The organism is Achromobacter sp. ES-001 (genome assembly GCF_019448355.1).
Lineage (GTDB): Bacteria > Pseudomonadota > Gammaproteobacteria > Burkholderiales > Burkholderiaceae_B > Achromobacter > Achromobacter spanius_B.
This window is the reverse complement of the sequence record NZ_CP079940.1, coordinates 1,485,221-1,499,165: the sequence shown is the minus strand read 5'-3', so window position 1 is coordinate 1,499,165 and position 13,945 is coordinate 1,485,221. Positions and strand designations below refer to the sequence as shown.

Annotated in this window: 11 protein-coding genes; 2 read left to right on the top strand and 9 right to left on the bottom strand. The window is 63.3% G+C overall.

What is annotated here, in order from left to right:
- Positions 1-63 precede the first annotated feature (63 nt).
- From acs to KYT87_RS06675, 4 genes are all read right to left on the bottom strand, one after another.
- On the bottom strand, positions 64-2,043 hold the full coding sequence (acs, locus tag KYT87_RS06690; protein WP_104143045.1) for an acetate--CoA ligase: 1,980 nt from the start codon (positions 2,041-2,043) through the stop codon (positions 64-66).
- Positions 2,044-2,377: 334 nt separating this feature from the next.
- Positions 2,378-3,721, bottom strand: coding sequence for an MFS transporter (locus KYT87_RS06685; RefSeq protein ID WP_219991886.1), 1,344 nt, complete (start codon positions 3,719-3,721; stop codon positions 2,378-2,380).
- Positions 3,718-4,125: a heme-binding protein gene (locus tag KYT87_RS06680; RefSeq protein WP_120154293.1), complete on the bottom strand. Its 408-nt coding sequence runs from the start codon at positions 4,123-4,125 to the stop codon at positions 3,718-3,720. Before KYT87_RS06680 ends, KYT87_RS06685 begins: the two co-directional genes overlap by 4 nt.
- Positions 4,122-6,011 (bottom strand): propionate--CoA ligase, encoded by a 1,890-nt coding sequence (locus KYT87_RS06675; RefSeq protein ID WP_219991885.1) that lies wholly within the window; start codon positions 6,009-6,011, stop codon positions 4,122-4,124. Before KYT87_RS06675 ends, KYT87_RS06680 begins: the two co-directional genes overlap by 4 nt.
- A gap of 286 nt (positions 6,012-6,297) precedes the next feature.
- Here KYT87_RS06675 and KYT87_RS06670 point away from each other — a divergent pair, with 286 nt between their 5' ends.
- Positions 6,298-6,966 (top strand): C40 family peptidase, encoded by a 669-nt coding sequence (locus KYT87_RS06670; RefSeq protein ID WP_219991884.1) that lies wholly within the window; start codon positions 6,298-6,300, stop codon positions 6,964-6,966.
- Between the two features lie 227 nt (positions 6,967-7,193).
- On the opposite strand, the gene KYT87_RS06665 is transcribed toward KYT87_RS06670, so the two are convergent.
- The 4 genes from KYT87_RS06665 to KYT87_RS06650 all read right to left on the bottom strand — a co-directional run bounded on the left by KYT87_RS06665 (position 7,194) and on the right by KYT87_RS06650 (position 11,613).
- Positions 7,194-7,517 (bottom strand): DUF2325 domain-containing protein, encoded by a 324-nt coding sequence (locus KYT87_RS06665; RefSeq protein WP_035212827.1) that lies wholly within the window; start codon positions 7,515-7,517, stop codon positions 7,194-7,196.
- Positions 7,518-7,765: 248 nt separating this feature from the next.
- On the bottom strand, positions 7,766-8,710 hold the full coding sequence (locus tag KYT87_RS06660) for a CysB family HTH-type transcriptional regulator (RefSeq protein WP_006218069.1): 945 nt from the start codon (positions 8,708-8,710) through the stop codon (positions 7,766-7,768).
- 95 nt (positions 8,711-8,805) lie between these two features.
- The gene (locus KYT87_RS06655; RefSeq protein ID WP_219991883.1) at positions 8,806-10,299 is read right to left on the bottom strand and encodes a CoA-acylating methylmalonate-semialdehyde dehydrogenase; all 1,494 of its coding nucleotides are present in this window, start codon (positions 10,297-10,299) and stop codon (positions 8,806-8,808) included.
- A 96-nt stretch (positions 10,300-10,395) separates the two neighbouring features.
- Positions 10,396-11,613: an ABC transporter substrate-binding protein gene (locus KYT87_RS06650; protein WP_046802618.1), complete on the bottom strand. Its 1,218-nt coding sequence runs from the start codon at positions 11,611-11,613 to the stop codon at positions 10,396-10,398.
- 213 nt (positions 11,614-11,826) lie between these two features.
- On the opposite strand from KYT87_RS06650, the gene KYT87_RS06645 reads away from it, so the two are divergent.
- On the top strand, positions 11,827-12,747 hold the full coding sequence (locus KYT87_RS06645) for a LysR family transcriptional regulator (RefSeq protein WP_046802858.1): 921 nt from the start codon (positions 11,827-11,829) through the stop codon (positions 12,745-12,747).
- A gap of 50 nt (positions 12,748-12,797) precedes the next feature.
- Here the strand turns inward: KYT87_RS06645 and lptF are convergent, their stop codons facing one another.
- The gene (gene lptF, locus KYT87_RS06640; protein WP_120154287.1) at positions 12,798-13,907 is read right to left on the bottom strand and encodes an LPS export ABC transporter permease LptF; all 1,110 of its coding nucleotides are present in this window, start codon (positions 13,905-13,907) and stop codon (positions 12,798-12,800) included.
- Positions 13,908-13,945 lie beyond the last annotated feature (38 nt).

Sequence of the window (13,945 nt, the reverse complement as noted above, 5' to 3'; positions counted from 1 at the left end):
CGGGCGTCTGACATTATGCTCCTGTCGCCAGGACGTCGATCGGCCGCTGATGGCCGATCGTGCTTACAGCGGTTTGGCCAACTGTTCCAGAATGGCGGGGTTTTCAAGCGTGGAAACGTCCTGCGTGACTTCCTCGCCCTTGGCCACTACGCGCAGCAGGCGGCGCATGATCTTGCCCGAGCGGGTCTTGGGCAGGTTGTCGCCAAAGCGGATGTCCTTGGGCTTGGCGATGGGGCCGATTTCCTTGGCGACCCAGTCGCGCAACTGCTTGGCGATGGCTTGCGCCTGTTCGCCTTCCGGACGCGCCTGCTTGAGCACCACAAACGCCACCACGGCTTCGCCCGTGGTGTCATCCGGGCGGCCCACCACGGCGGCTTCGGCCACCAGTTCGTGCGCCACCAGCGCCGATTCGACTTCCATCGTGCCCAGGCGGTGGCCCGACACGTTCAGCACGTCGTCGATGCGGCCCATGATCCAGAAATAGCCGTCCGCGTCGCGCTGCGCGCCGTCGCCAGCCAGGTAGTACCCGCGCAGTTCGGACGGGAAGTAGCTTTTCTTGAAGCGCTCGGGGTCGCCCCAGATGTTGCGGATCATGGCGGGCCACGGGCGCTTGATGACCAGGAAACCGCCATTGCCCTTTTCGACATCGCCACCGGTTTCATCCACGATGGCGGCAGCGATCCCCGGCAGCGGCAGCGTGCACGAACCGGGCTTGGTGGGCGTGGCGCCCGGCAGCGGCGTGATCATGTGGCCGCCGGTTTCCGTCTGCCACCACGTGTCCACGATGGGGCAGCGTTCGCGGCCGATGTGCTTGTGATACCACATCCACGCTTCGGGGTTGATGGGTTCACCGACCGTGCCGATGATGCGCAGGCTGTCCAGGTCGTAGTTTTTGGGATGCGCCTCCGGCGTGGCTTCGGCGGCCTTGATCAGCGAACGGATCGCGGTGGGCGCCGTGTAGAACGTGGTGACCTTGTGGCGCGCGATCATGTCCCAGAAGCGGCCGGCGTTGGGATAGGTGGGCACGCCTTCGAACACCACCTGCGTCAGCCCGGCGGCCAGCGGGCCGTAGGTAATGTAGGTGTGGCCGGTAACCCAGCCCACGTCGGCGGTGCACCAGTAGACGTCGTCTTTACGGGCGTCAAAGGTCCACTTCACCGTCAGCAGCGCCCACAGCAGGTAACCGGCCGACGAGTGCTGCACGCCCTTGGGCTTGCCGGTGGAACCGGATGTGTACAGGATGAACAGCGGGTGTTCGGCGTTGACCGGCACGGGCTCGCAGGTGTCGGGCTGGTTGGCCTCGACATCGTGCATCCAGAGGTCGCGCGCCTCGTTCCATTGGACTTTGCCGCCGGTGCGGCGATACACGATCACCTTGGACACGGCTTCGCAGCCGCCCATGGCAATGGCGTCTTCCACGGCCGGTTTCAGCGGAATGGTCTTGCCGCCGCGCACCTGTTCGTCGGCGGTGATGACCAGCGATGCGCCCACGTCCACGATGCGTTCCTGCAGACTCTTGGCGGAAAAGCCGCCGAACACCACCGAGTGCGTCACGCCCAGGCGCGCGCAGGCTTGCATCGCTACCACGGCTTCGATCGACATGGGCATGTAGATGATGGCGCGGTCGCCTTTCTTGTAACCCAGGCCGGTCAGGCCATTGGCAAAGCGGCACACGCGCGCCAGCAGTTCGCGGTAGGTGACCTTGTTGACCGTGCCGTCATCGCCTTCGAAGATGATGGCGGTCTTGTCGGCGTTGCCGTTGGTCAGGTGCACGTCCAGGCAGTTGGCCGATACGTTCAGTTCACCGTCGCCGAACCAGCGGTAGAACGGCGCGTCGGATTCGTCCAGCACTTGCGTGAACGGCTTGGTCCATTGCAGATTGTCCCGGGCCTGACCGGCCCAGAAACCGTCGAAGTCGTTTTCAACCTGGGCGCACAGCGCGTTGTAGGCGTCCATGCTGGGAATCGCCGCTCCGTTGGCCGCGCGCTCGGGCGGCGGGAAAACGCGGGTTTCTACCAGGACGGACTCAATTGCTTTCGACATGATCTTGTCTCCAAACGGTGATTTTGTTGTTGATGCCGCTGTTTTCGCCTTGGCCGCCGCACCGCGGGCTTCACAAAGGAAGTGCGGCGCAGGGACAGTTTCTTTATCTACCCACCACCGTATCGCCACGCTCTTACGGGCACCTTACGCAAAATGCGGGCCAGAGCCCGCAATGCCGTATCCCGCAGTACCGCTGCAACCCGGCGGCATCGGCCATCAGGCCAACATGCCGGCAATCAACGCAAGGCATCGCGCATCACGCGCGATGCCTTGAAGGCAGTGCATAAGGATAGCAGCCCAGCGGCGCCCCTGGCAGGCCGGCGGCCCGGCACATTCAGGCGGCGGGGCTGCGCGCCAAGCCGCGTTTCATGTCCACGCGCGACAACAGGGCGAGGCCGCCCACGAAGAACAGGCCAGTCACCAGGATGGCCAGACGATGATTGCCATCGGTGGCCCAGGTGACCACGCCGTAGGTCAGCGGCCCGATCACGGCGGCCAGCTGCACGGCAAAGGTCCAAAGCGAATAGAACTCGGCCAGGCGACCAGCGGGGGCAAGCGCGCCTGTCATGGCACGGCCCGCGCTTTGGGTGGTGCCCATGCACAGCCCGGCCAGCGTGGCGGCCACCCAGAATACGGGCGCGGTCACGGCCGAATAAGCCACCAGCACCATCACGATCCAGCCGCCCAGGGTAATGGCCAGCGCCGGCTTGTGGCCGATGCGGTCTTGCACATAGCCGAACGAAAACGCGCCTACCGCCGCGCCGATGTTCACGGTGAACACCAGCAGCATGATTTGCGGCGTCGTGAAGCCCATGACTTCGGATGCATACACGGCGGCCAGCGTGATGACTACCGAAATGCCCGCCTGATAGCAGGCGATGCACATCAGCAGGCGACGGAATTCGGGAAAGTGCTGGCCCGTGTCGCGCCACGCGTAGGCCAGGCGGCGCAGCATGTGCAGCGCTTGCGGCTTGACGGCCTTGGGCCGTGCGCGCTCTTTCAGCAACAGGAAGGACGGCAGCGCCGCCAGCGCGAATACCGCGCAGGTCACAACGATGACCCAGGGCACGAAATGTTCGGCGGTCATGCCGTCGGCTTCGGCCGAGGTCACAACCAGCAGCGACAGGCCCAGGGTAAGCATCCCGCCGCAATAGCCGAAGCTCCAGCCCCATCCCGACACGCGGCCCAGCGCGGCTGGCCGGGCCAGTTCGGGCAGGAATGCCGCCACCACGGATTCACCCACGCAGTAGCAATAGTTGGACACCACGATGGCCGCCAGCGCCAGCCATACATCGCCGGGGCCGGCTTGCGTCAAGACCAGCGTGGCGGCCACGCAGCCAATGGTGCTGGAATACAGCAGCCGACGCTTGCTGCCGGCGGCGTCGGCGCGCGCGCCCAGCGTGGGCATCGTCAACATGATGAGCAAATAGGACAGCGACAGCGCCGCGGTCCAGGCCAGCGTGGCCCACGGCGCCTTGCCGCCGACCACGCCAACAAAATAGGTGCTGAACACCGCCGTGAGAATGACGGTGGTGTAGCCGGAATTGGCGAAGTCGTACATGGCCCAGGCCCAGACCTCGCGCTTGGCCACGCCGGGATTCAAGGCGCTGTCGCGCCCTGCTCCGGCGTCCGGCGTGGAACCGCCCGTGGGCGGTTCCGGCAATTGCGTCTGGCTCACAGGCCCAGCGCGGCAATGCCTGCTTGGGCGATCAGCACGTCTTCGGTCGACTTCACGCCCGACACGCCGACCGCGCCGACCACCTGGCCATTGACGGTGACCGGCACGCCGCCTTCCAGCATGCCTTCGATCAACGGGGCCGACAGGAACGACACGCGGCCGTTGTTGATCATTTCTTCGTAGATGCGCGACTCGCGGCGGCCCAGCGCAGCGGTCTTGGCCTTGGCCGGCGCGATGTGCGCCGAGATCGGGGCCGCGTCGTCCAGGCGCAGCATGCCAAGCAGGTGGCCACCGTCATCGACCACCGAGATGGTCACGGCCCACTTGTTCTGCACGGCGTGTGCTTCGGCCGCGGCGAGGATCTTCTTGACGTCTTCGGCGCTCAGCACGGGTTTGGTATTCATTGCAGCGACTCCTTGATCTGTTCCAGGGCGGATGGGTCTTCAATGGTCGTCAGGTCTCCGGGCTCGCGTCCTTCGCACACGGCGACGATCGCGCGGCGCAACACCTTGCCGGACCGGGTCTTGGGCAATGCGCCCACGAATCGGATCCGGGCGGGCCTTGCGACGGCGCCCAGCTGATCTTCCACCAGGCGCATGATATCGCCTTCCAGCTGCTTTGCCCCGGCGGGCGTGCCGGCCATGTCGGGATTCTTCAAGACCGCGAACGCCATGGCCACCTGCCCCTTCAACGGATCGGCCACGCCCACCACCGCGCATTCGGCGATGGCGCTATGGCTGTTGACGGATTCTTCGATCTCGCGCGTGCCCAAACGGTGCCCCGCCACGTTGATCACGTCGTCCGTGCGGCCCAGGATGAACCAATAGCCATCGGCGTCCACGCGCCCCCAATCAAAGGTGGAATACACCTGCCGCCCCGGAATCGACGTGAAATACGTCTGCACGAAACGCGCATCGTCGCCCCAGATGGTGGACATGGCGCCGGGCGGCAGTGGCGGCACGATGGCCACCACGCCCTTTTCGTCCGGGCCCAGGTCTTCGCCCGTGGCCTCGCTGACGATGCGCGCGTCAAAACCGTAGACGGGAAAGGACGGGCTGCCGAACCGGGTCGGCACGTTCTCCACGCCCGGCTGCGCGGAAAGAATCGGCCAGCCGGACTCGGTCTGCCAGTAGTTGTCGATGATAGGCTTGCCCAGGCCTTGCGATATCCAGGTGGCAGTGGGCTCGTCCAGCGGCTCGCCGGCCAGATACACCGCGCGCAGGGTGGACAGGTCATGGCGCTGGAGCAGCGCGGGGTCCTGGCGCTTGAGCACCCGCACGGCGGTAGGCGCCGAGAACAGCGTGTTGACCCCAAAGCGTTCCACCAACTGCCACAGAATGGCGCCGTCGGGGCGCACCGGCGTGCCTTCGTACAGCAGCGTGGTCTGCCCGCCGATAAGGGGGCCGTACACAATATAGGAATGTCCGACCACCCAGCCGATGTCGCTGGTGCAGAAAAAGGTGTCGCCCGCGCGGCCGTTGAACAGATATTCCATGGACGAGGCCAGCGCCACGGCATAGCCGCCGGTGTCGCGCTGCACGCCCTTGGGCTTGCCGGTGGTGCCCGACGTATAGAGGATGTAGCTGGGTTCGGACGACTCCAGCCATTGCACCGGCACCCGGGCGCCGCGGTGGCGTTCGCGCAGCGTGGCGTAGTCATGGTCGCGTCCGGCCACGGGTTCGAAGGGCGACAAGCCCCGGTCAAACACCACGACCGAGGCAGGCGGGGATTTCGCCAGGCTCAGCGCCTTGTCCAGCAAGGGCTTGTAGGGCACCACCTTGCCGCCGCGCGAGCCGCCATCCGTGCAGACCACCACTTTGGGCGCCGCATCGTCGATGCGCTGCGCCAGGTTGACCGACGCAAAGCCCCCGAACACCACCGAATGCACCGCGCCGATCCGCGCGCAGGCCAGCATGGTGAACACGGCTTCAGGCACCATGGGCATGTACAGCAACACGCGGTCGCCGCGCGCAACACCCAGCTCCACGAGCATGGCGGCGGCCGCGTTGACCTCTTCATAGACCTCCTGCCGGGTATAGACGCGTTCTTGGTCGACCTCGGTGGACACCCAGATCAGCGCGGGCTTGTCGCCCTGCGTGGGCAGCCACCGGTCGACGGCGTTGTAGCAAAGATTGGTCGTGCCGCCCACGAACCACTTGGCGAATGGCGGGCGCGAAAAATCCAGTACAGACTCAAAGGGCGTATCCCAATGCACACGCCCGGCCTCCTCGCGCCAGAACGCATCGCGGTCATGCAATGATCTGTAATGGAAATCCCGGGTTTTTTGCATTTCTGTCTCCTGGTATTGTTCGTACGCCTTAAGGCTGATTGATTTCTTAGCGAATCATTCGGTCATTCTGGTAGGCAAACCTTGCACGAGGCTTGCCACAAGTCAAAAAGTTCTGCCAAATGTCCACGCGGCATGGAACCATTACCGATTCGGCAATGATTGGTAATGAAAGTTTGGTAGAATCCCCGCGAAGTTGTAGATAATTGTTGATTCTGCTGACATTTCGGCCCGATCCACGGCTAATCCCGTGGCTTTTGCTGTCAAAAAGCAGGTCATCCCCAGGCGAATGCATCGACACTCCATACTCGCGCGATTAAATTCATCCACTGGCCAGGCAAAGCGCGGTCTGCGTACGCTCGCGTTGATGGCTTGTGTAGCGACCCTGGCAGGTTGTGCAGGTACCGGGCAAAAGTCAACCGCCCATACGTCCGAGATTGATCCGTACGAAATGGAATGGGTTGCCACCGCCGATGACCCCATCGGCCTCTTGGTAACGCAAAAGTTCAAGCGCGACCGCCAGCAAGCCAAAGGCATCCATTCGGGTGTCAACGGCGACAACGCCATGGTCAGCGAAGCCCTTAACTACCTGGGCATCCGCTACCGCTTCGGCGGCAGTTCCCCCGACACCGGTTTTGATTGCAGCGGCCTGGTTGCCTATTCGGCAGAACGTTCGCTGGGCCTGAAGCTGCCCCGCAACGCCGCCGAAATCGCCCAGCAAGGCGTCTCGGTCGACAAAAACGAACTGAAAGCCGGCGATCTGGTCTTCTTCAACACGATGGGCCGCCGTTACTCGCACGTGGGCATCTACCTGGGCGATGACCGCTTCGTGCACTCGCCCAGCGCCGGTGGCGTGGTGCGTGTGGAAAGCATGACCATGGCCTACTGGACCAAGCGCTACAACGGCGCCCGCCGCCTGGACAACAGCCTGATGGCCTCTGCCCGCGCCGCGAACTGAGCGCAAGATTAATCCCTGATTTTCCGCCTCGGGCATCGTCACACAAAACGCCGTCCGGGCGCCATCCCCAAAAAAAAGAAAACGCCGCCAGACTTCTGTCTGGCGGCGTTTTTCATTATGCGTGCTTCAGTGCTTGATGTTCATTGCTCTTTCGCGGCATGAAGGCCGCAGGCCGCTTCGGCCTCCCCAGTATTTTTTGGTCCGGCGATGGCTGGCATTGCGGTGGTTCAGTGCACCGTACCCGCGCGCGGGCACAGGCCGCATTGTTGCAGGGCTTGCTGCATGCTGCATACCGAACGGCGACAAGCCACGACCCGGATGCCACCGCGCTGCGCGGCGTTGCGGAACGTCTTCATGACGTTGTGACCCAGGAAGTCGGTCAGCAAAATAACCAGTTGCGTGCCCGACGGCAGTTGTAGCGTTTTCTTCTGGTGCGAGGGGTCTCGGCCGCTGATGTGATGCGTGATCGAGATGTTGTGTCCTTTAAGCAGATCCGGGATATTTCCCAGACGATCCGCGCCAACCACTACTGCACTGAGTCCTGCCGTCATGATGAACCTCACTGGTCGTTGAGCCTGGATGTAATGATAATGATTCCTATTTTTTAGTCAATTCAAATGAGATCGGTTCTTATTTAATTATTTATATGAGCTAGCTGGAAGGGATAGCGAGATTTGTTCAAGCCCAGGGAACTCGCGGCTCTCCGGCCGGTCGGGGCCCGCACTTGGCGGATGTTGCGCGCAAAAAAAAGCGCGCCGTCCAGAAGACGCCGCGCTTTTTTGTTGGTGCGAACTAAGGTCTATTTAGGCGCGCCCTGCACTGCTTCGGTCACGACCGCGCGCGTCAGCGACGGCGCCAGCATTTCCAGGAACGTGTAGACGTAGTCGCGCAGGAACACGCCGGACTTCACCCCCACCCGCGTCGTGTGCGTGCCGAACAGATGGCCCACCGGCAGCCCGACCAAGTTGGAATCGCGCCGGGGGTCGTACGCCACGCCGGCAATGATGCCGATGCCCAGGCCCACGTCCACATAGGTCTTGATCACGTCGGCATCGATGGCTTCCAGCACGATGTCGGGGTGGATGCCCTGGTTGGCGAACACCTCGTCGATGGTGCTACGGCCGGTAAACGCGCGGTCATACGTGACGATGGGGTGCTCGGCGAGCTGCGCCAGCGACAGGCGTTTGGCGGCGCTGGATGTCAGCTCGGCCAAGGGGTGATCCGGCCGCACGACAACGGTGTGCTCCCAGGCATAAACGGGCAGCGTGGCCAAGCCCGGCGTCAACGCCAGGGACTCGGTGGCCAGCGCCAGATCGGCTTGTTCGTGCAAGACCATTTCGGCCAACTGCGCCGGGCTGCCCTCTGCCAGGGACAAGTGCACTTTGGGAAACTGCTTGCGGAACGCGGGAATTACGCGCGGCAGCAGATAACGCGCCTGCGTGTGGGTGCAGGCAATGACCAGCCCGCCTTCGTCACGGCGCGCGAACTCGTCGCTGACTTTTTTCAGATTGTCGACTTCGCGCATGATGCGGTCGATAACCTGCGACACCGCCAGGCCCGGCTTGGTCAGGCCCTTGATGCGCTTGCCATGCCGTTCGAAGATCTTGATGCCCAGCTCGTCTTCGAATTCGATGATGGCCTTGGAGACTCCAGGCTGCGAGGTATAGAGCATCCGGGCGGCCTCGGTCAGGTTGAAGTCGCGCCGGATGGTTTCACGCACAAAACGAAATTGCTGGAGGTTCATACATTGGCCCTTAATAGATCGGCCAATTATAAGTAATAAGGACACCTCATCATATAACTTATTCGTATAAGCTTAGGAGCAAGGCGTCCCCCCTTTCAGCGCATCGAAATGGTGGTGTTCACCGTCTTGGCATGGGCGGACCAGCGCGCCGTGACCGTCTTGGTCTGCGTCCAGAACTGCACCGCCTGCTTGCCGTTGGGGCCCAGGTCGCCCAGCTTGGAACCGCGCGATCCGGTGAAGCTGAACCACGCCACCGGCACGGGGATCGGCACGTTGATGCCCACCTGGCCCACGTCGATATTGTTCTGGAAGTAGCGCGCCGCGCCCCCATCCTGCGTGAACAGCGCCACACCGTTGCCGTTGGGGTTGCGGTTGATGAAGGCGACCGCGTCTTCCAGCGTTTCCACGCCAACGCAGCACAGGACCGGCCCGAAAATTTCTTCGGTGTAGATGGTCATGTTCTCCGAAACGCCGTCAAAAATCGTGGGGCCCACGAAATTGCCTTCTTCGAAGCCCTTCACCTTCAGGTTGCGGCCGTCCAGCAGCAGCTTGGCGCCTTCGTCCACGCCCTTTTGAATCAGGCTTTCCACGCGCTTCTTGGCATTGGGCGACACCAGCGGGCCCAGATCGGCTTCGCGGTCGGTGCCCGAATTGACCTTGAGCTTTTTCGAGCGCTCGACAAAGTCCGGCAGCCAATTGCGCGCGTCGCCCACCAGCACGGCCACCGACGAGGCCATGCAACGCTGCCCCGCCGCGCCAAAGGCCGCGCCCACCAGCTGGTTCAGCGCCACTTCGGGGTCGGCATCCGGCAGGATCACGCAATGGTTCTTGGCGCCCATCATCGACTGGCAGCGCTTGCCGGCGGCCGATGCGCGGTTGTAGATCTCGGTGCCCACGCGGGTCGACCCGATGAACGACACCGCCTTGATGTCCGGGTGTTCGCACAGGCCGTTGGCCGTATCCGGGCCGCCGTGCACCACGTTCAGCACGCCCGGGGGCAGGCCGGCTTCCAGGGCCAGCTGCGCCAGGAACAACGACGACGTCGGGTCCTGTTCAGACGGTTTCAGCACGAAGCTGTTGCCGCACGCCACCGCGATGGGGAACATGAAGCACGGCAGCATCACGGGGAAGTTGAACGCGGTGATACCCGCGCACACGCCCAGCGGCTGGATCAGCGTGTAGACGTCGATACCCGACGCGGCATTTTCGGCGTACTCGCCCAATTGCAGGTTGGCGATCGAGCAGGCGTGCTCGACCACTTCCAGGCCACGCCCGATCTCGCCTTCGGCGTCGGGCAGCGTCTTGCCGTGTTCACGCGTGATCATCTCGGCCAGCTTGCCGGTGTTGGCGCGCAGCATTTCCTGGAATTTCAGCATGACGCGCATGCGCGCGCCCTGGCCGCTGTTGCGCCAGGTCTTGAAGGCTTCCTTGGCATTGGAGACGGCCAGGTCCAGCTCTTCGCGCGTGGCGAAGGGCACCTTGGCAACGACTTCCTGGGTGGCGGGGTTGATCACGTCACGCCATTCGGTGGATTTGGACTGCACGAGCTTGCCGCCGATCAATAGCGGAACGCGGGGGACTTCACTCATTTGATGCTCCTCACACTGCGTAGTCGATGCGGATGAATCCGCGTTCATGGATCTTGCAACGCGCCTGCCAGGCAAGGGCCGGGCAGGCGCGCCCGGTTATTTCTTCACCAGCGGGCAGGTCGAGTCGGCCAGTGGCTGAAAGGCTTCGGCCGCCGGAATGGTGGCCACCAGCTTGGAATAGTCCCAGCCGCCCTTGGAATCCGCGGGCTTCTTCACTTCGTACAGGTACATGTCGTGGATCACGCGTCCGTCGGGCCGGATCGATGCGTTGCGCATGATCGGATCCTTGATTGGCAGTTCGCGCATCTTGTCGGCCACGACCTTGCCATCGGTGCTGCCGGCCGCCGCCGTGGCGCGCAGGTAATGCAGCACGCTGGAATACACGCCCGCTTGCGTCATCGTCGGCTTCAAGCCCCGGAAGGCTTTTTCGAAACGCGTGGACCACTGCCGCGACGCGTCGTCATAGTCCCAATAAAAGCCGTCCACATAGGACAAACCTTGCGCGCTTTCCAGGCCCAACGCCCGCAGGTCCGACAAGAAAATCAGCAGCGACACCAGGCGCTGCCCGCCCGACACGATGCCGAATTCGCGCGCCTGCTTGACGGCGTTGACGGTGTCCTGCCCGCCGTTGGCCAATGCCACCACCTGCGCCTTCGAGCTTTGCGCCTGCAACAGGTACGAGGCAAAATCCGGCGCGTTCAGGGGATGCCGCACGCTGCCGGCCACCGTGCCGCCCAGCGCCTTCACAGCCTTGACCGTGTCGGCTTCCAGCGAATGGCCAAACGCGTAGTCCACCGTGATGAAGTACCAGGACTTGCCGCCCGCCCGCACCGTGGCCTTGGCGCCACCGGCCGATTGCGAATACGTGTCGAACATCCAGTGAAAGCCGACGGGCGAGCATTCCTTGTTGGTCAGCGCCGTCGTGGCCGGACCCGAGAACATCACCACTTTGTTCTTTTCGCGCGCGATGCCCTGCACCGCCAGCGCCACCGCCGAATTGGTCAGGTCGGCAATTGCCGTGACGCCATCGCGGTCGAACCATTCGCGCGCTTTCGCGGCGCCCACGTCCGCCTTGTTCTGGTTGTCGGCCGACACCAGTTCGATCTTCATGCCCTTGCATTCCGCGGCCAGGCAGTCATCGATGGCCAACTGCGCCGCCGCCACCGAACCGGGCCCGCCCATCCCGGCATACGTGCCGGACATGTCCGTCAGGATGCCGATTTTCACTGGCGGCTTGTCGGCCGCTTGCGCCTGGCTTACCAATATTGCGCCCAGACACAAGCCTGCGGCCAGCCCGCGTGCGTGCAATTTCATGGATTTGTCTCCTGAGTGTTATGCGCTGATTGATAGCGTGATGCCGTCTTTGCGGCCTGCGACTCCCAGGGCAATGCCCCGAGGCCTGCCGGCCCAGTGTAGATGTGTGAAAATCAACAAGCAACACCAGAAATGCACATTCCTTGTGCATTAATGCACAGCGCAAAAAGGCCGCCCCAAGCCCGTGGGCGCGCGGATCCGGAGATCGAAATCGTGTTGGATTGGGACAGCCTGCGGTACTTCCTGGAGGTGGCCCGCACCCAGCGGGTCAGCGCGGCCGCGCGCAAGCTCGGGGTCGAGCACACCACCGTGTCGCGCCGCATCCGCGCGCTGGAAACCGAGTTGGATACGCTGCTGTTCGAAAAGTCGCGCAGTGCGGGGTTTGTGCTGACGGACGATGGCCAGCGCCTGTTCGTTCACGCCGAGCAGATGGAAAGCACGGTGCACACCGCGCGCGAGAACTTGTCGGGCATCGGCCAGGCCCTGTCCGGCCATTTGCGTATCGGCGCCACCGAGGGCTTTGGCAGTTATGTGCTGACGCCGCTGGCGGCGGACTTCCAGCGGCGCTATCCCCACATCACCTTGGACATTTTGCCCGTGCCGCGCTTTGTCAGCCTGTCCAAGCGCGAAGCGGATCTGGCCATCACCATTGAACGGCCGCAGCGCGGCCCCTACGTGTGCAGCAAGCTGTGCGACTACACGCTGCGCCTGTACGGCACGCCGGGTTATCTGGCCCGCCACGCCCCCATCGAGACGCGCGCCGACTTGGCGCATCACACCTTCATTGGCTATGTGGACGAACTGCTGTTCAGTGAACGCCTGCGTTACCTGGAAGATGTGCTGCCCGCGAGCAATGTGGTGCTGCGCAGCACCAGCGTGGTCGCGCAGTACCACGCCGCGCTACAGGGCCAGTCTCTGGCGGTGCTGCCTTGCTTTATCGCCGCCCAGGACCCGCGCCTGAAGCCGGTGCTTCAGACCGAAATTGAAATCACGCGATCGTTTTGGATGTATTGCCACGAAGACCTGCGCAAGCTAAAGCGCGTGACGGTGCTGTGGGAATTCATCCGCAAATCGGTGCTGAAAAACGCCGACCTGCTGGCGGGCAAGCGCGGCACGATGAAGTACCTGCCCTGACGCGAAGCGGGGGCAGATAGGCCCCCGCTTCGTTGCAGCGTTATCGGCACTCAGGCCGGCTTGGCGTCCTTGGGGGCTTTGACCCGCAGGCGGCGCATCAGCAGGAACACGGTCAGCATCGCCACCGCGCCGTGAATCGCCCACACCCCCACGCCGAAACTGAGCTTGCCGTTGGAAATCCAGGCGCGCGACAGGTTGATCAGGTTCATATAGAGCAAGCCGACCAGGCCTGCGATCAACAGATCGCCCGAACGGCCCAGGCGCGGGTTCACCGCCCCGAGCGGAATCGCCAGCAGCGCCAGGTTCAGCGCGGCCAAGGGCAATGAAATGCGCCACATCACCTGCGACCAGCTGCTGTTCGTGTTGTCCGCCACCAGTTGCATCGTGGCACGGGCTTTCGACGAGCGCTCGGCCGCGGCACGCGCTTCGCCGATCGGGTCGTCACCGGCCTTGCTTTCCAGGCGCAGACCATATTTGTTGAAATGCACCAGGCGGATTTCGGGCGTGCCCGGCTTCAGGTCGTAGCGATGGCCTTCGCCCAGCACCAGGAAGCGGTCGCCATTGGGCAGCGTTTCGCTGTGCGCGCTGCTGGCCGTCAAGACGCTCAGCCACTCAGGGCCGGTTTCACGCGCGAACACGTTGCCCAATTCATCCGTCGGCGTAACCGGGTCTTCAGAGAAAAACACGCGATTGCCGCCCGACGATTCAGCGAACTGCCCCGCCGTGACCTTGGACAGATCCGAGCGCTGCTCGAAGCGTTCATGGTATTCGCCGATTTGCCGATACGCCCAGGGCGCGGCCACCAGCGTCAAGCCCGCCACGGCCAGCGCCACGGGCACGGCAACGCGCAGAACGGGCTTTAACCAGTCGGCCAATGACAAGCCGCTGGCAAACCACACCACCATTTCGGATTCGCGGTAATTGCGCGTGACGGTCGTCAGCACGGCAATGAAGATCGACACGGCCAGGATGGTCGGCAAGGCGGTGATCGTGGACAGCGCGGCCAGCACCAGGACGACGTCGGCTCCGATGTTGCCGCCCGCTGCTTCACCCAGCAGGCGCACAAGAAGCACGCTGAGCCACACGATGAGCAACGTGGAAAAGACAACGCCAGCGTGACTGGTGATCTCGCTGACGACAGAGCGTTTAAATAGAGACATGGGAGAATATGCGGGATAATCGACCGCATCATACACAG